Origin of the sequence: Ferrimonas sp. SCSIO 43195 (assembly GCF_023716685.1) — a bacterium.
Taxonomy (GTDB): domain Bacteria; phylum Pseudomonadota; class Gammaproteobacteria; order Enterobacterales; family Shewanellaceae; genus Ferrimonas; species Ferrimonas kyonanensis.
The window spans coordinates 3,043,916-3,060,795 of sequence record NZ_CP072679.1 but is presented as its reverse complement, the minus strand read 5'-3'; the positions used below and the strand labels follow the sequence as shown (position 1 = coordinate 3,060,795).

Here is a 16,880-nt window from a genome sequence, read left to right as displayed (position 1 = left end):
TTTCGTATGGTTTATGTGACTTAAGTGAAATTTTTTTACAATTTTAGGGCTGGCTCTCACCGTCCTGGTTCGCAGTAACCAGTCGCAGCCAGGCGGTTGTTCCGCCTGGCTGCTGTTTGGCTCAACTATCGGGCTTTAATGCCGTCCAGTTCATACCAGGGGGTCGGGTTGATGGGGCAGCGGTAGCGCACGCCCGCTTCGGTAATGGTAACCCGGGAGCTGCGGGTTTGGCCCGGCTCCAGAGGAAACTTGTCTAACGTGTTGCGGTTGGCCAGGTTTTGGATTTGAAAGCCCACCAGTTTGTCAGAGCGGTTGGTCACGACAAATTCGTACTCACCGGTCTTCAGTCCGGCGATGGTCTCTTCGGCGGCGAAGTAGCCGTTGTACTCGTCGAGGTGAATCACGGTTACGCCATCGTCCCGGGTTTCAGGGGTGGCGGCCGCTGCGCCAAACGCCAAACCCAGTGTCAGAATTATCGCGCTGGTCATTCCAAGTAGTGCTTTCATGATGCGTCTCCGTAAGGTCCAAATTAACAGGGCAGTCAAGGTCCTTGTTGAGCCTTGATGGAGCCAGTATAGTGAGCACAATTGCTCTATTCTGCGTCAAATGGTGCTGGTTTTATGTCAGATCGTCCAAGTGTGTATCTGGACAATCCGGATGCGCTGAGTTCGGTACTTTCCAGTTTGCAGTTGCAGACCGAGGTGTACGTTAATGGTGAGTTTTGCGGCCAGTGGGCGGTGGATACCGCCGGCAGTCGCCGCATCCCTTTTCATCTGATCGCCAATGGCCGCGCCTGGTTGCACATGGAGGGGCAACCGGCGCTGGCGCTGCAGCCGGGGGATCTGTTGGTGTTTCCCCACGACAACCACCACATTCTGGCCAGTTCGCCGCAGCAGCCCGATGCCGCTCTGGTCAATGCACCGCTGTCGAGTGCGGCGGAGGATGAGCCGCGAACCCAGTTAATTTGTGGCTTTTTTGAGTTTCGCAATGCCGCCGCCTGGCCGCTGCTGGATTCGTTGGCCCCACTGATGGTGGTGCACAATCTGGGCACCGAATCGCGTCTGGAACGGCTGGTGGCCTTGATGATACTGGAGTTAAAACAGCAGCAGCCTGGCCATTATGCGGTGGTGAATCAACTGGCGCTGTTGATGTTTGTCACCCTGCTCAGGCAACAAATTGAATCGGGCCAGGTTGAGCAGGGGTTACTGGCGGCGTTGTTCGACCGTCACTTGGCGCCGGCGCTGGCCGCGATACACAATCAGCCAACGAAGCCATGGACTCTCAATGGTCTGGCGCAGATTGCCGCGCTGGGCCGCTCGAGCTTTGCCCGTCGGTTTCAGTCTCTGGTTGGCGTGTCACCGATGCGTTATGTGAGCCAATGGCGAATGCACTGCGCGTCAGTACAACTGGCGACCGGGCAGTGCTCGGTGGCTCACTTGGCAGAGCAGTATGGTTACCAGTCGGAAGCGGCGTTTCGTAAAGCCTTTAAAGTGGTGACGGGCACTACGCCCGGTGCGGTACGACGTCGGCGACGGACTCGGTCAGATCAGGGAGCAACTCATGGGTGACAGATCAGCGAAATGGAAGCCGGGTGTGAGGGTGCCGATGTTTATTGCTACCCGTCTGGAAACTAGCAGGAGCAGGCTAATGGTGCTGCCGGTGGCGGCGTTGCTGCTGATCAGCAGCGAAGTCTGTGCCGACAGTTGGCAGTGCAGCAACGACTTTGAAAGCCGCTGTTCGTCGCAGGGATGTTCGGTTGCCACCACGGCGGATTTTACCCCGCTGAGTGTCAGTCTTGATGACCGCGGCGCGCTGTCGGTATGCGCCTACAGTGGTTGTTGGCAGGGGCGAGGCGAGGTATTGGCAACCCGGCCCTATCTGGTGGTGGTCGGCCTTGCCATTCCATGGTCGGCTCCGGGAGGCGACCATGGCAGCGATATGGTGCTGACTTTAAACCCTAAAACTGGCGTGGCAATGCTGCAAAATGAGGTGTTTGATCAGCCGTTGGTGTGCGCCGGTCCCTGAGTCCGGCTTTACAGCCAGTCAATCTCGGCACGGGTTAAACGGCGGCAGTTGCCCGGCGGCAGTGACGGTTCTAGCGTTATTTCACCCATGCGTTCTCGGTGCAGGGCCACCACCGGGTTTCGAAACACTCCGAACATCCGTTTGATCTGGTGGTATTTTCCCTCGTAGATGGTCAGCCTGGCCTGCTGAGAGCCAAGCCGGGTCAACTGTGCCGGCGAGGTGGTGATTCCCTCATACGGAAAGTGAATTCCTTCGGCGAATCGGGCTTCGGTGCCCGGGTCGATGGGGTGGGCGGTGGTCACCAGGTAAGTCTTAGGAATTTTTATTTCCGGCCGGGTCAGTCGTTTCGACCAGTTGCCGTCGTTGGTCAGAATCAACAGGCCGGTGGTGGCCCGGTCCAGTCGACCGGCGATGTGGATCTCGGTCAGATCCAGCTCCGGCTGTTGCGTTGCCAGTTCCTCAATCACCGTGCGGTGATTCGCATCCCGGGTGGCGCTCAGAATCCCGGCCGCCTTGTTCATCAGCCAATATTGTGCCTGCTTGAACGGCAGTTCGATGCCGTTGCAGCGAACCTGGCTGAACTCGGTGATTCGACGGGTTCCATCCAGGCACGGCTGTCCATCCACCCACACCTGACCGTTCTGAATCCAGTCTCGAATGCGGCGATTGCTCTCTCGGGTGGTTTTGCTGATGAAACGATCCAGTCGCATAGACGGCCTCTGCCTGTTTGGGGCGCCTATGGTAACGCGCTGGCGACGAAAGGCAATGGCGATAAAGCCGCCGCCAAATGGTGGAAACCGACGCCGGGCTATTGAGGTAGATCAGCTTACTGGCGTTTATCCCCCGAACGGGGGATGAAGCGGTTATTTCATTTGCGTATCAATGAAGTAACTAGCAGGAGGTGAGTATGAAAAATCAAAATGGATTCAAATTGTGTGCACTGGTCGCCGCCATGGTGGCCCTGGCCGGTTGTGGCAGTGACAGCGACAGCAGCCCGGCTCCGGTGGAGCCTGAACTTTACACCGGGGTATTTCTGGACAGTCCGGTTGCCGGACTGAGTTACGCCACCGGCACTCAGCAGGGCGTGACCAATGCGGCTGGTGAGTTTGTCTATCAGCAGGGGGAGCAGGTGAACTTCAGCCTGGGTGCCACCGAGTTTCCGGTGGTGAATGCCGCCGCCGAAGTGACGCCGCTGACCCTGTTTGCCACCGAGGACGCCACTACGCCCGCGGTGGTGAATACGCTGCGGTTGCTGCAGTCTCTGGACAGCGATGGCGATCCGGACAATGGCATCACCATTGCCGAAGCGGTGGCGCAGGCGATGCCTAGCGTCACACTGGATGAAGGTACCGAAGCCTTTGAAACTCAAATGACCGTGGCGCTGGACGCCGTAGGCATGGACGCCGACGATCTGGTCAGTGCCGAAGACGCTCTCGACCACTTCGATGAAACCGTTAACCCGGGCTTCACGGCCGGCGATCTGGACGGTGACTGGTTGTCTATTGAGTTTCTGACCCCTCGTTACGATCACAACTCCCCTGACTCGTTTGATTATCGTCTGGCAGATTGGCTCATCAATGACGGCACCCTGACCGTTAAAGAGCGCAACATTGCCGGTGAGTATTATCCGGATGAAAGCTACGACATCACCATGGATAACACCGGCAAGATCACCGTCGATGAAGAGACCGACATGGTGCAGATGGATTCTGGCGAGCAGATGATGCTGTGGTGGAACGGTGAAGAGCATCGGCAGCGGTTGGCGCTGTCGGTTCGCCGTGCCGACAGCTATCAGCTCAGCGATCTGCAGGGCCAGTGGCTGGTCGGCAGTTTGTACACGCCGGCGCATTCTCTGGGCGACCCGGGTCAGTTTGGTTTTGGCGTGTACCAACTGGTCATCGATGATGCCGGGGCGGTAGCCTTTACCGATCTGGGCGGTACCGACGACAATGCCACCGATAACTTTACCTTCGCGATGGACGACCGTGGTCGCATCCTTGATGAGGACGAAGGCTACCTGCAACTGTCGGCCGAGAAGGACGTGATCGTTCAGGTCGCAGTCTGGGACGGCGAGCAGCAGGAAGTGATGGTGGCCGTAAAACAGCCGCAGCAGCTGGAACTGGCGAAACTGGAAGGGCAGTGGTATTCCGTTACCATGGACATTCCGGCCCAGGCCAATGACGCCAAGTTGTTTAACTACAGCCTGGATCAGGTGGTATTCGATGCCGCGGGTAACTCAGCCTGGCACCAGAAAGCCACCGATGACCCCGAGGCCGACCTGGAGGTGGTGGATACCATGAAAGTCGAGCTGAAACAGGGCATGTTCAAAGATCAGTACAACGGTTACTGGTTGGTGAATGCCGACTATACCGTGGCGGTCAACTTGTACCCTGAGCAAGAAGGGATTTATGCCTACGCCGTACTGGTGAGACAGAAATAGATCTCAGAGCTTTACGGGCTGAGCCCTTCAGCCCGTTCCCCCTGGCGAGTTGACCTCCGGCTCGCCTTTTTTGTGCCTGGCGAACGGCTCAGTCGAAACGGGGCGTCAGGGTGTAGGCGCGGTGCAGCAGTTGATTCTGATGGCGGCTGTCGGTTTTGTGCAGCAGGCTTTTGAGTTGAGACTTAACGGTTTCTTTGCTGACGCCTCGGTAATCGGCAATTTCACTGCCATCGAGCCCCTCCATCAGCAGGTTGAGAACCTGTCGCTCGGCCGGCGTCAAAGGCTCCAGGCACAGCTCGGCCAGCGGCGAGTGACTCCGAAGTTTCAGGTAGTGGTGTGCCCAGGGCAAGATGGCGGCACCGAGGCCATTCATGTCGTGCTGGTAGAGTTTTTGAAACGGGGTGCGGTGTCGGTGCAGGGAGATGGCCACCTGTTGGTGAGCGTTTAATGGCAGCACCAGCCCATAAGAGAAACGGTAGTCGAAGTAAGGTTGGTAACGCTCGAGAAAGCCGCCGGCTTCCGCCTTGGGGCGGGGCAGCAGCTCCTGCAGGCACACGGACTCGCCCACCAGCTTGTTGCTCATGTAGGTATGAAGATAACGATCTTGCTCGGTGTTGCCGGCCACAAAGGCCTGAGAGCGTGCCGACAGGCCCGCACAAAAGGTGTGTTGCACTCCTCGGCGCAAATCAATCAGCATCAACAGGCAGGCATCGGCGCCGACGATCGGCAGCAGTCGGTTCAGCAATGCCCGCAAGTGTGCCGGGCCCTGACAGTGGCTCAGATCGTTGATCCAGGGGTAGAGTTTTAACCAGTCCATGTACACCTCAATTGGCTTAGTTTGAGTGTAGGGGCGGTTAGGGCTTTATAAACTGACTCAGATCAAAAAGTTGCACGCATGTTATCAAGGTTAATAAAAAGGCGCCTCCATCAGGAGGCGCAACATCCACGGGTCGCTGAACACGGGGCAGGGGCCGAAAAGGTTAGGATTACCGGTTCCCTAACACTCCCCGAACAACCCGGGGAAAAACCCAACGGGGCCAGACAGACCCCGTTGTACAGGCTCAGTCCACCTTGGGTGGGAAACGCTGGTACAGGGTCGGCAGCACCAACAGGGTCAGGGCCGTGGAGGTGACCAGACCGCCGATGATCACCATCGCCAACGGTCGCTGAACTTCTGAGCCGACGCCGGAGGAGAAGATCACTGGCAGCAAGCCCAGCGCCGAGGTCAGGGCGGTCATCAGTACCGGCCGTAGCCGAGAGATGGCGCCTTCGAACGCCGCTTCGGCCACCGGTTCGCCGGCGTTCACCCGTTGGTTAATGGCATCTACCAGCACCACGCCGTTGAGCACGGCTACCCCAAACAGGGTGATGAAGCCGATGGAGCTGGGGACCGACAGGTAGGTGCCGGTCAAAAACAGCGCCAGAACGCCACCAATCAACGCCAGTGGCACATTGGCCATGATCAGCAGAGATTGCGCTACCGAGCCGAACGAGAAATACAGCAGTAAGGCAATCAGGGCAATGGAGATGGGCACCACAATGGCCAGCCGTTGCTGGGCGCGCTGCTGGCTTTCATATTGGCCGCCCACTTTAACCGAGTAGCCCGCCGGCAGATCGGCACCGTCGGCCACGCGTTGATAGATGTCGTTGACCACCGATCCCATGTCACGTCCTGAGACGTTGGCCTGAATGACCACCCGTCGCTGCACATCGTCGCGACGAATATTCGGCGGCGCACTCTCCATGCCGATGTCGGCCACGTCTCCGAGGCGTACCTGGCTGCCATCACTGCCGTACAGCAGCAGATCCGCCAGTTTCTCCGGGCTGTCGCGGAACGACTGTGCAAACCGCAGCTGAATGTCGTAGCGGGCGTTGCCGTCAATCACCTGGCCGGCCTGACGGCCACCGATGCCGTCGGACACCAGTTGCAATACCTGATCGACGCTGATGCCATAGCGAGCTAAGTTACTGCGATTGGGCCGCACCACCAGTTGCAGCTCCCCCTGAATCTGCTCCATCGATACGTCCACGGCACCGTCGACGTCTTTCACCAGCTCTTCGATCTGCTTGCCTTTCTCCGCCAATACGGTCAGATCCGGTCCAAACAGCTTGATCGCCAGTTGAGCCCGCACCCCGGACAGCAGCTCATCCACTCGGGTGGCAATGGGCTGAGAGAAGGTAAACAGCAGACCCGGGAACACACTCAGCTTGTCGTTCATCTGCCGTTGAAGCTCGAGTCGATTCGACGCCGAAGTCCATTGTTCGACGGGCTTGAGGCCGACGTAGATCTCGACGTTGTTGATGGGCTCCGGATCCCCACCCAGCTCGGCGGCACCGACCCGGCTCAGGGCGTACTCCACTTCGGGGAAGGTCATCAGAATCCGTTCCAGCTTGGGTGCCACCAGGTTTAAGGCGGTATCCAGGTTGGCGGTGGGGGCCAGGGTGACCCGAATGTTGATGGTGCCTTCCTCCAACTCGGGGACAAACTCCGTGCCCAGGTTAGGTACCAGGCTCATGGTGGCGGTAAAGGCGATCAGGGCGGCGGCGATCACCGCTTTGGGGCGGTTGATGATGCGACCCAGCAGGCGCCGGTAGGCTTTCTCTAAGGGGGCGACCACCGGGCTGGGGCGAAAGCTGACGCCTTTTTTGAACGCCATGGTGGCCAGAGCCGGCACCACAAACAGGGCCACAACCAGGGCGGCCATCATCGCCAGAATGATGCTCACCGCCATCGGCTGGAACATCTTGCCTTCTACCCCTTGCAGGGTAAACAGCGGGGCAAACACCACAATAATGATGATGGTGGCAAAGAACACCGGGCTGGCAACTTCCTGAGCCGCCGCCTTGACCCGCATGGCAATACCGTGATGGTCGGCACCGGCATTGTGGGGGGCGGCTTCGTTAGCCCGGGACTGAGCCTGGCTGAGGTGGCGGCGGTCCGGCTGGCTCAGGTGTTTGAAGATGTTTTCCACCATCACCACCGAGCCATCCACCAGCATACCGATGGCCACCGCCAGGCCGCCCAGAGACATCAGGTTGGCCGAGGCGCCCAAATAGGCCATGACCATCAAGGCGATACCGATGGCCACCGGAATCGACAACAGCACTAGGGCGGTGGCGCGAATGTTGAGCAGGAACAGTGCCAGAATCACGATGATGAACACAAAGGCGATCAGTAACGCGTCGCGGACGGTTTTGACCGCCTTGCTCACCAGATCGGCATTGTCGTAATAGGGTTCAAACGTGACCCCTTGAGGCAGGGCTTGCTGGATCAGCGGAATTCGCGCTTCGATGTCATCGATGGTGGCCTTGGTGTTGGCCCCCATGCGCTTGAGTACCACCCCGGATACCACTTCCCCCAGTTGCTGCACCTGACCGTTGTCATCGCGGCGGCTCATGGACACGGCGCCGACCCGAATCTCGCTGCCGAATTGCACCGAGGCGATGTCATTAACGGTGATGGGAGTGCCGTTGATGGTTTTCAGCGGCAATAACCGAATCGCTTCCAGCCCCGCCTCACCGCTGGGAATAAAGCCGTAGCCCCGCACCACGAACTGTTCTTGCCCTCTGGGCATAAACCAGCCGCCGGTGTTGCGGTTGTTGGACTCCAGCGTCTGTTGCACATCATCCAGAGTTAAGCCGTAGGACTGCATCTTGGTGGGATCCAACTGCACCTGGTACTGGCGAACTTCGCCGCCGAAGGACAGCACCTGAGTGATCCCTTCCACTGGCATCAGCATCAGTTTGACCAGGTAATCGTTCAGCCCGCGCAGGGCCATGGCATCAAAACCGCTACCCGGTTCGGCCCGCAGCAGGTATTGGTAGACCTGACCCAGACCCGAGGTGTTGGGGCCCATCTCCGGGGTACCAACGCCATCGGGAATGTTCTCCTGGGCCGCTTGCAGCTGTTCAAACACCTGTTGACGGGCAAAGTAGACGTCGGTGCCTTCTTCAAACACCACGGTGACCACCGACAGGCCGGTACGGCTGAGGGAGCGCACCTGGGTGACGGCGGGCAGCGAGTACATCGATGCCTCGATGGGGTAGGTGATTAACTGCTCCACCTCCTCCGATGCCAGGCCTTCGGCCTGGGTGTTGACGGTGACTTGAACATTGGTGACGTCAGGAAAGGCATCCAGGTTCAGCTTTGGCAGCATGGCGACGACGCCAGCCATAGTGGCAATCAGCAGAATAAGAATGATCAGCCGGTTGCGCACCGCTGATGCGATTATAGTATTGAGCATAGAGGCGCCGCCTTAGTGGTTGTGGATGCTGAGGCCGGATTTCGCCTGCTCTGAAGTCAGGAAAAACGCCCCTTTGATGACCACCTGGCTGCCCAGCGGAATGCCGGTGATCAGATTTTGCTTTTCGATGGCGTTGATAACCTGAATCTCCTGGGCCCGGTACTCCTTGCCGTCATACAGGTACACCATCCAATCGCCGTCTGGACCTCGGCTCAGGGCAGAGTCCGGCAGCACAATGCCCTGGCGCTGACTCTGGCCCAGATAGGCGGTGGCGAACTGCCCGGCATGCAAGCGATGGTCGGGGTTGGCCACCTCCAGGCGGATGGATTCGGTGCGGGTCTGTGGATTCAATTGATGATCGCGGCCGATGACGGTGGCCTGAAACAGCTCACCGTTGACCGCCAGTGTCATCGCCTGGCCGATACGGACATTACCGGACTGGCTGGGAGCCACTTGAGCGTTCGCCCACAGGGTTCGCTCGTTGGCCAGTACCATCAGGGGGGTCAGGGCCGGCAGGTTCTGCTGCATCACCGAGTTGTCTTGCTGAACGGTACCGGCATGAGGGGCCAACAGCTCAAATTGACCCAGTCGGGTTTGTTCGTGGTTGAGGCCATCGATTTGTGCCTGAGTCATGCCCAGGGCCAGCAGATCCTGCAAGCTGGTTTCTATGTCAATGCGCGCCTGCTGAAAGCGGCTGGCAGAGATCGCTTTTTCACCGAGGGAGCGTACTCGCTTCCACTCGGCCTGGGCCAGCAGGTAGCGGCCTTGAGCATTGGCGATGTCGCTGGACGCCAGGGTCAGTAGCGGGGTGCCTTTGGCCACGTCCTGGCCAGGGTTGACGTGGCGGGCGATGACCCGGGCGTCAACGGGTAATGACAGCTGGCTGGTGACATTGGGGTTGGCCAACAGCTGTGCCGGCACCGGATGCTCAAAGTTCAGTTGAGATTCAACGGCCGTAGCCACTTCGATGCCGGCAATGGCGCTCTGGGCCGGCGTCAGATGCAAACCTTCCTCTTCCGCCTCTTCGTCATGACCATGACCGTCGTCCTCTTCACCGTGAGCGGTTTCGGCAGCGTGATCGCCACCGTCCGCTTCGGGGTGTGAGGCGTCGTTGTGGTCGTGTTCGGCATGGAAGTTGTCCTGCGCCAGTTGGATTTTCGGGTCAGTGCTGCTGCCGTGGTCGTCGCCGGCCAGGGCGCTGTGGCTGCCGATCGTCAGTGGCAGAGCCAGAGACATGGCCAGAACCATAGGGGACAGTGTCAGATTTTTCATGATGTTGTATTCCTCGAATTCGGTGTTATTGGCTCACAGCCTGTTGAGTCAGCCAGCTTTCCAGTTCGCCACGGCTGGCCATCATCTCGAGCCACAGGTTGGTTTGCTGTGCTTCAAGCATGGCGCCGGTGGCCCAGGTGTCGGTGAGCTGTTGCTGGGATTGCAGGTACTGTGACGTTGGCATTTCGCCACCGCGCCACAGTCGCTGCAGCAGTTCGTGGCTGCTGTCCAGAGAGTCCTGGGTCAGTTGCTGCCAGCGGCTAAGGCTGTCGGCAACGGCGCCGTAGCGGCGACTCAGGGATTCGAGGTCTATCTCGAGGGCGCGGGAGCGGGCAAGGTATTGCTGCTCGGCCACAATGACGCCTTGATTGGCTTCGTTGATTTCGCCCTGATAACGGTTGCGGATGTTCAGTGGCATGGAGATTCCCAGCTGCACACTGTTGTCATCGCCATTGGTGACGGCGCCCACAGAGACCGTGGGATCGGCTTTGGCCTCCTGTCTGGCCAGGCTGAAACCGGCCTTGGCGGCAAGAACGGCCTGATACTGGCCCTTCAACGCCGGCAGTTGCTGATTCACTTCGGTACTGGGAAGGGGGAAACGAAACGGCGGCAGGGCCAGAGCCGGGTCGCCACCAAACAGGGTTAATTGTGACTCGGCACTGATCAGGGCCTGACGGGCATCGGCGCGGCTGCCGCTGACCCGGGCCAGTTCCAGGGTTAGCAGTTGCTTGTCCAAGGGGGCCAGTTCACCGACCCGGACCATTTTGTCTGCCAACGCCAGCATCGACTGAGTGCGTTGCTGCTGTTCGGTGGCGTACTGGTCCAGTTGCTGCGCCTGACGCAAGCTCACCCAGGCACTGAGCAAACTGGCGAGGGTGTCATTGCGTAACTGCTGATAGTCGGCCTGAGCCTTGAGGGCGTTGAGTTGCGCCAGGCGGGTGCGATAGCCGCGCTTATCGGCCCAGTCCACGGCCTGAGCCACGGACAGGGTGTAATCTTCATCGCTGCTGTCGCTGCCGATGTTTTCCACGTCAAGAGCGAGCTCGGGGTTGTACAGTGCCTGGTTGGCGCTACTGATCGACAGCTTGGCCAGGGCAACCTGCTCGGCTTCGGCACGGATCTGCGGCAGAGCCTCCAGTTGGCTCAATGCCTGAGTGGCAAATCGCGACATTTCAGAGGCCTGCCCCTGAAATGTGACACCGACGCTCACCGCCACCAGGGCGATGCGAATAGTTGGGTGCATAGTAATATCCTGCAAAATGGATCTGAATGTCAGAAAGTTTTGGGATACCACTGCGTGACCAAAGGCATGCTGACTCAGGGGGTGAAGCTGAGATCATTCCTTAGGATGTTGGCCGCCAAGCTGAGTACGACATCGCGAAAACGGGTCGACTTGGGCGGTTGGCTTTGATGACGCAGTGGCAGAGCAGGATCAGGCTATGGGGGGGCGCAGCAGATTCGACGGGGCCGGGTCGGGATAGCGGCCGAGATAATGAAAGTGCCCCGACTGAGGCGCAGGGGGCAACGTCACCGACGCCACGGTGATGCCAAGATGACCGGCATGGCAGTGGTGGTGGACACAGGTTTCGCCGTCCGCGTGTTGATGGTCGTCGGCGTCATGTTGGTGAGTGCCGGTGTCGAAGTGAAACTCGATGGTGTCTCCGAGATGCACATGACGGCCTTCCAGCACCGCATTGGCGGTCTGGCTAAGCAGCGTCAGAACAATCAACAGAACCAGTCGTTTCATTACAACCTGTATGTAAATCAGTGGCAGTCACGGCTTGGAATCCTATCAGCAAATTTAGTTCCCACAAAAGAGATTTTAATCCACGCCGGTGTGATCGCGACCGCAAAGCCGCTGATGGCAGTCGCGTTGACATTTGTTTTACGTGCCTTGAGTCATGCTGGGGGTGATTCTCATTCATAGGCTATGGCGACATGACTCCAACTTCGTTCTCTTGGTTACCGCGTTTTTCACTCTCCTTGCTGCTGACGTTGCTGATGAGCGGCTTCGCCATGGCGGCAGACTACCTGGTGGGCGAGGTGCGGCCGTTGCAGCGGGTGGTGGTCAGCGCCGAGGTGGACGGGGTGGTGTCGGCCTACCGGGCTTCTCTGGGGGATGCGGTGGAGCAGGGGCAGTTGCTGCTGACGCTGGACGATCGCGATGCCACCCTGGCGGTGGCCCTGAGCCGGGCGCAACTGAGCCTCAGTCGTGCCGAGCACCAAAGCCAGTTAAAGCAGCTGAAACGGCTGCAGGCCCTGATTGACAAGCAGACCCTGGCTCAAAGCGAGCTGGACGACCAGGATCGCATTACCCAGATCAGCGCCGCCCAGGTGCAGGTGGACAGCCAACTGCTGGCACAGTCACTGCGTCAGCAGCAAAAAAACCGGGTGCAGGCGCCGTTCGCCGGGGTCGTGGCCGCCCGGTTGGTGGACAATGGCCAGTGGGTGAATGCCGGCGACCCTTTGTACGAGTTGGTGGACGTGGATCGGGTGATTGTGCGAGTGGTGATGCTGGAGCAGGATTACGTGCGCCTGACTCTGGGGGATGAGGTGCAGGTGACCCTGCCGTCGTTGTCGCTACAGACCACTGCCCGGGTTCTGCGGGTATCGCCGTCGCTGCTCGATGATGGTCGCGGCTACCCGGTGGAGCTGGAACTGGATAATCCGAATCATCACATAAAGCCCGGTTTTCGGGTTGAGGTGAGTCTGCTAGCGGGAGGCGGCCAATGAGTGCGCTACTGAATTGGTTTACCCGCCGCCGTCTGGCGGCCAATCTGCTGAGTGTGGTGGTGGTGGTGCTGGGATTGGTGGCACTGTGGGATCTGCCGATGGCGGAAAAGCCGCGCATCGACCTTGGCCACGTATCGGTGTCGACGTTCTATCCCGGTGCATCGGCGGAGGATGTGGAAGCCAATGTCACCGGCAAGCTGGAGAAAGAGTTGCTGTCGGTGGCGGGCATACGGCAGTTCACTTCTCGGTCGGCATCGGGTCAGTCCAGCATCTCCATCTCGTTGGATCCCGAAGTCAGTAATCCGGCCGAGGTCTATCAGGACATTCGCGATGGGGTTAACCGGGTGTCGGATCTGCCGGCCGGCGTCACCGAGTTGCCCTTGGTAAGGGTGGCGAAGTCGTCGAACCTGGACTTTATGGTGGTGGGGATCAGCGCCGATCTGCCCTATGGCCAACTGCGGGAGCAAGCCCGTCATCTGGAGCTGAAACTGAGGCGGGTACCGGGGATCAGCGAGGTTCAGCTTATCGACCTGCGCACTCCGGAGTACTGGCTGGAACTGCAACCGGAACAACTGAAACGTTACCAACTGACCCTGACCGACATCGCCGATGCCATTGGCCAGCGTAACGTACTGATGACCGGTGGTTCGATTCAAACTGAGGAAGGGAATCTGGAGCTGATTACCTCGGCGCAGATGCTGGCGCTGAGTGACCTGTCGTCAATGGTGCTCAAAGCCAATCCACAAGTGACCCTGAAGGACGTCAGCGGCGCCATTCGACAGGGGTTTGAGCGCCGCCAGAGCCTGGCAACCCTCAATGGCCAGGTGGCCATCGGCTTCGATCTGCGGGCCACCGAAGCGGCGGACGTCATCGCCACCTCTAAGGCGGTGCAGGCGTTGCTAAAGCAAGAACAGGCGCGCTTGGGGCCGGACTATCAATTGCCCATCGGCTTTGATATCGCCCGCGAGATTCAGTCCAGGTTTGACATCGTCAAGTACAACGGCCTGGGCGGTCTGGCGTTGGTGCTGGTGGCGCTGTCTTTGTGTCTGCACCGCAAGGTGGCGCCCTGGGTGGCTTTTTCCATCCCCTTCTGTCTGCTGGGCACCATGACGGTGTTGTCGATGAGCGGTCAGATCCTCGACAGCTACACCATGGCGGCGCTGATCCTGATCATTGGCATCATCGTCGATGACGCAGTGGTGGTCAGCGAACGGATCACCGCCCGCCGCCAAGCCGGAGACGATGTCATGACCGCCGTTAGCGGCGGCGTCAGAGACGTATTTCCTGCCATTACCGTATCGATTCTGACCACCATGCTGGCGTTCCTGCCGTTGCTGTTTCTGCCCGGAAACGCCGGCAAGATGCTGTATGTGTTGCCACTGACCATCTCCATCGCCCTGGTGTTTTCCTTTATCGACGCATTGGTGATCATTCCCGCCCACATGAAGTCGGTGATGGGGCGAGCCCCGGCGGCAAAGGATCCCTGGGGGGCCCGTTTTGCGCCGGTGGTGCGCTGGGCGCTGGGTTATCCGAAGCGGTTGCTGCTGCTGACCTTACTGCCGGCATCCTGCCTGGCATGGGCACTGTACAGCCAGTTGCCGACGCTGTTTTTCCCCACCGACGGTGCCTACCTGGTGGAGATCAGCGCCCAGTTGGAGGGCAATCAAACCCTGGAGCAGAGTTGGCGGCGGGCGGCGGCGGTGGATCGCATGCTGGCGGATACCGAGCAGGTGGTCAGTTGGTACGGTGAGGTGTCTGAGACCCAGGCCAGTTGGACCGTGAGCCTGACACCGGCCTCGGAACGCCGCATCGGTGCCGATGAGATCGCGAGGCAGTGGCAACAGCAGGGGGAACAGTTTGCCGGCATTCTCAGCCTGGAGTTCGATGTCGACAGCGGCGGTGCCCCCAGTGGCCGCCCGGTGGATCTGCAGATCGTTGGCGGCAGTGACGAGGCCCGCCAGCAGGCGGCCGATCGGGTCACTCAGTGGCTGGCACAGTACCCCGGCGTGTTGGCGCCGCATCAGTCCCAGGCCGACGCGGTGGCGCAGCTGAAACTCAGCGTCGATTATCCCTGGCTCAGCCGTTACGGCGTGACGCTGGAACAGCTGGCCAGGACGGTGCGCATCGCCATCGAAGGCGAGCGGGTGTCGCGGGTGTTTAAAGGCAATGAGGAGGTGTTTTACCGGGTGGTGCTGGAGGACAACGATCGCAGCCCGGAGGAGCTTAACAATCTGTATGTCCGCGGCAGCGGTGGTCAGCTGGTGTCCCTGGACAAACTGGTTCAATGGCAGCCGGGACAACGGGATGAGGTGATCAACCACTTTAACGGCGAGCGCAGCATTCGAGTGTCGGCCAACATCGACACCGCCCTGACCGATCCCATTGCCGTCGAAGATGCCTTGTTGGCGGCCATGGGCAGTGTCGATCCGACGGTGGCCATCGTCAGCAGCGGCCAGGCCAAGGACACTCGCGAAGCCTTGGTGGGTCTAGCCATCGCCATGGTGATGGCGGTATTGGCCATCGCGGTGCTGATGATGTTGCTGTTTGATCGACTGGGCGAGGCACTGGTGGGGCTATTGGTGGTGCCGGTGGGCGTGGCGGCGGCGCTGTTGGTGCTGTGGCTCCATGGCAAGCCGCTGAGTTTCTTCGCCACCGTCGGCATCATCGGCATGACCGGTGTGGTGGTCAACAATGCGCTGGTACTGCTGTATCACTATCATGGCCGAAGCTTCAGTGACGATGACAGCCTGAGAATTCAGCAGCTGCTGGAGGGGGCCTGCAGCCGGGTGCGGCCGATGTTGGTCACCACCCTGACCACGGTGGCGGGATTGCTGCCACTGGCCTATGGCCTCGGAGGCTATGACAACCTGATGTCTCCCATCTCACTGGTGATTGGCTGGGGAATATTGCTGACCGCGCCGATGGTGCTCATGCTGATTCCCGCCGGTTATTTGCTGGTGTTGCGTCATCGGGCCCGGCAGCAGCCGCAGCGGAGTCAGGCCGCAGCCGAGGCCCAGACCGCATGAAATAACACCTTGGCCTTTAGGCAGAATTCATGGTGGCATCGACCGGCGAGCGCGGTATCGATGGCTATACTCAAATGGCTGCATCCTTATTGAAAAAACGGAGCATTCACCATGTTACGAGCCGTGACTGCGGTATTGATGTTGATGGGCGGGGGAACGGCGCTGGCCAGCGATCCCTTGCACCTGCCGAAACAGAGTGGCTGGAGTGGCTATCTGGGGGCGGGGGCGACCTATTTTGATCTGAGTTCTAACTTCATTACCGGCAACCGCTTCGTCGATTTTGATAATCAACAGAGTCGGGGGCTGGAATCGTCCCCCGCCAGTGACAGCCAGGTCGCACCGGAAATTCTGGTGGACCTGCGCTACACCTTTGCCGAGCATCAGACCCAGTTGTTTTTCGGTAATCTGGTGCAGGACATGGTGCGGCTGGATTTCAGTGAACAGTTGGGGGTGCGGCGTCAGTTCGGATCCTGGGGCATCGGTTCGCTCGCCTACCTGTTTTCCGCCGTACCCAATGAGGTGTGGCAAGACCCATTCCAGGTCGACAGTCCGCGCAGCAAAACCGATCGCGACTCCCAGGGATTTCGCCTTGGCTGGGACAACATCGCCGACTCCACCATCGGCGTGCATTACAGCTACCGCCGCATCGACGTCGATCAGGAACTGAGCGGCGCCGAACTGACACTGATGGGGCGGTTAACCCCGCAACAGGCGTCGCAGTTGCAGCGGGATGGCAATCGGCATCGGTTGGATCTGTTTGCTCACTGGAAACTGTCTCAGAATCAACACCTGACGCCGGCGCTGCTGTACATCGAGCGCGACAGCGACGGCGATGCCAACGGTGGCCAGACTAAGGGGGTGCAGCTGACCTACGTCTACCGGGGCGATCGCATCAGCGGCACCCTCAGCGGTTATTTTGGTGAGCGCGACTACGATGAGGCCAACCCCATCTATGAACGCGAAGCCGATGCCGATGAGTATGGCATCAGCGGCAACCTGTTTGTGCACCGTCTGTTTGATCTTAACCACTGGGATCTGCGCTTAGGGGTGATGTACTTTGACAGCCGCGCCAAGGTGGACTTCTACGACAGCGATCTGCTGGGAGCCAACGTATCGCTACTGTACCGCTTTCATTAGGGG

At 59.4% G+C, this 16,880-nt stretch carries 13 protein-coding genes; 6 read left to right on the top strand and 7 right to left on the bottom strand.

Features of this window, described 5'->3' with window-relative positions; genetic code table 11:
- Window positions 1-125: 125 nt before the first annotated feature.
- On the bottom strand, window positions 126-506 hold the full coding sequence (locus J8Z22_RS14150) for a hypothetical protein (RefSeq protein ID WP_252006865.1): 381 nt from the start codon (window positions 504-506) through the stop codon (window positions 126-128).
- Window positions 507-620: 114 nt separating this feature from the next.
- Between J8Z22_RS14150 and J8Z22_RS14145 the strand changes: the two genes are divergently transcribed.
- A complete protein-coding gene (locus J8Z22_RS14145) occupies window positions 621-1,568 on the top strand; it encodes an AraC family transcriptional regulator (protein WP_252006864.1) in 948 nt (315 codons plus the stop codon).
- 79 nt (window positions 1,569-1,647) lie between these two features.
- The gene (locus J8Z22_RS14140; RefSeq protein ID WP_252006863.1) at window positions 1,648-2,025 is read left to right on the top strand and encodes a hypothetical protein; all 378 of its coding nucleotides are present in this window, start codon (window positions 1,648-1,650) and stop codon (window positions 2,023-2,025) included.
- Between the two features lie 8 nt (window positions 2,026-2,033).
- Here the strand turns inward: J8Z22_RS14140 and J8Z22_RS14135 are convergent, their stop codons facing one another.
- Window positions 2,034-2,735 carry a pseudouridine synthase gene (locus J8Z22_RS14135; protein ID WP_252006862.1) on the bottom strand — a complete coding sequence of 234 codons (702 nt, stop codon included), beginning with the start codon at window positions 2,733-2,735 and terminating at the stop codon, window positions 2,034-2,036.
- Between the two features lie 197 nt (window positions 2,736-2,932).
- Here J8Z22_RS14135 and J8Z22_RS14130 point away from each other — a divergent pair, with 197 nt between their 5' ends.
- Window positions 2,933-4,465 carry a hypothetical protein gene (locus J8Z22_RS14130; RefSeq protein WP_051252305.1) on the top strand — a complete coding sequence of 511 codons (1,533 nt, stop codon included), beginning with the start codon at window positions 2,933-2,935 and terminating at the stop codon, window positions 4,463-4,465.
- An 88-nt stretch (window positions 4,466-4,553) separates the two neighbouring features.
- On the opposite strand, the gene J8Z22_RS14125 is transcribed toward J8Z22_RS14130, so the two are convergent.
- From J8Z22_RS14125 to J8Z22_RS14105, 5 genes are all read right to left on the bottom strand, one after another.
- On the bottom strand, window positions 4,554-5,282 hold the full coding sequence (locus J8Z22_RS14125; RefSeq protein ID WP_252006861.1) for a helix-turn-helix transcriptional regulator: 729 nt from the start codon (window positions 5,280-5,282) through the stop codon (window positions 4,554-4,556).
- A gap of 244 nt (window positions 5,283-5,526) precedes the next feature.
- Window positions 5,527-8,709 (bottom strand): efflux RND transporter permease subunit, encoded by a 3,183-nt coding sequence (locus J8Z22_RS14120; protein ID WP_252006860.1) that lies wholly within the window; start codon window positions 8,707-8,709, stop codon window positions 5,527-5,529.
- A gap of 12 nt (window positions 8,710-8,721) precedes the next feature.
- A complete protein-coding gene (locus J8Z22_RS14115; protein WP_252006859.1) occupies window positions 8,722-9,981 on the bottom strand; it encodes an efflux RND transporter periplasmic adaptor subunit in 1,260 nt (419 codons plus the stop codon).
- Between the two features lie 25 nt (window positions 9,982-10,006).
- On the bottom strand, window positions 10,007-11,224 hold the full coding sequence (locus J8Z22_RS14110; protein ID WP_252006858.1) for a TolC family protein: 1,218 nt from the start codon (window positions 11,222-11,224) through the stop codon (window positions 10,007-10,009).
- Between the two features lie 189 nt (window positions 11,225-11,413).
- Window positions 11,414-11,728, bottom strand: a complete 315-nt coding sequence (locus J8Z22_RS14105) for a hypothetical protein (RefSeq protein ID WP_028111640.1) — start codon at window positions 11,726-11,728, stop codon at window positions 11,414-11,416.
- Between the two features lie 191 nt (window positions 11,729-11,919).
- On the opposite strand from J8Z22_RS14105, the gene J8Z22_RS14100 reads away from it, so the two are divergent.
- From J8Z22_RS14100 to J8Z22_RS14090, 3 genes are all read left to right on the top strand, one after another.
- A complete protein-coding gene (locus J8Z22_RS14100; protein ID WP_084144291.1) occupies window positions 11,920-12,714 on the top strand; it encodes an efflux RND transporter periplasmic adaptor subunit in 795 nt (264 codons plus the stop codon).
- Window positions 12,711-15,740: an efflux RND transporter permease subunit gene (locus J8Z22_RS14095; RefSeq protein ID WP_252006857.1), complete on the top strand. Its 3,030-nt coding sequence runs from the start codon at window positions 12,711-12,713 to the stop codon at window positions 15,738-15,740. The genes J8Z22_RS14100 and J8Z22_RS14095 overlap by 4 nt, the downstream gene beginning before the upstream one ends.
- Before the next feature lie 111 nt (window positions 15,741-15,851).
- Complete coding sequence (locus tag J8Z22_RS14090) at window positions 15,852-16,877, top strand: DUF2860 family protein (RefSeq protein WP_028111642.1); 1,026 nt, start codon at window positions 15,852-15,854, stop codon at window positions 16,875-16,877.
- The last annotated feature ends 3 nt before the right edge of the window (window positions 16,878-16,880 follow it).

Bases quoted from the DNA above. Each gene is read 5' to 3' on its own strand.
- J8Z22_RS14115 (WP_252006859.1), bottom strand. From the start codon at position 9,981: ATGAAAAATCTGACACTGTCCCCTATGGTTCTGGCCATGTCTCTGGCT.
- J8Z22_RS14145 (WP_252006864.1), top strand. From the start codon at position 621: ATGTCAGATCGTCCAAGTGTGTATCTGGACAATCCGGATGCGCTGAGT.
- J8Z22_RS14150 (WP_252006865.1), bottom strand. From the start codon at position 506: ATGAAAGCACTACTTGGAATGACCAGCGCGATAATTCTGACACTGGGT.
- J8Z22_RS14140 (WP_252006863.1), top strand. From the start codon at position 1,648: ATGGTGCTGCCGGTGGCGGCGTTGCTGCTGATCAGCAGCGAAGTCTGT.
- J8Z22_RS14125 (WP_252006861.1), bottom strand. From the start codon at position 5,282: ATGGACTGGTTAAAACTCTACCCCTGGATCAACGATCTGAGCCACTGT.
- J8Z22_RS14090 (WP_028111642.1), top strand. From the start codon at position 15,852: ATGTTACGAGCCGTGACTGCGGTATTGATGTTGATGGGCGGGGGAACG.
- J8Z22_RS14095 (WP_252006857.1), top strand. From the start codon at position 12,711: ATGAGTGCGCTACTGAATTGGTTTACCCGCCGCCGTCTGGCGGCCAAT.
- J8Z22_RS14130 (WP_051252305.1), top strand. From the start codon at position 2,933: ATGAAAAATCAAAATGGATTCAAATTGTGTGCACTGGTCGCCGCCATG.
- J8Z22_RS14100 (WP_084144291.1), top strand. From the start codon at position 11,920: ATGACTCCAACTTCGTTCTCTTGGTTACCGCGTTTTTCACTCTCCTTG.
- J8Z22_RS14110 (WP_252006858.1), bottom strand. From the start codon at position 11,224: ATGCACCCAACTATTCGCATCGCCCTGGTGGCGGTGAGCGTCGGTGTC.
- J8Z22_RS14120 (WP_252006860.1), bottom strand. From the start codon at position 8,709: ATGCTCAATACTATAATCGCATCAGCGGTGCGCAACCGGCTGATCATT.
- J8Z22_RS14135 (WP_252006862.1), bottom strand. From the start codon at position 2,735: ATGCGACTGGATCGTTTCATCAGCAAAACCACCCGAGAGAGCAATCGC.
- J8Z22_RS14105 (WP_028111640.1), bottom strand. From the start codon at position 11,728: ATGAAACGACTGGTTCTGTTGATTGTTCTGACGCTGCTTAGCCAGACC.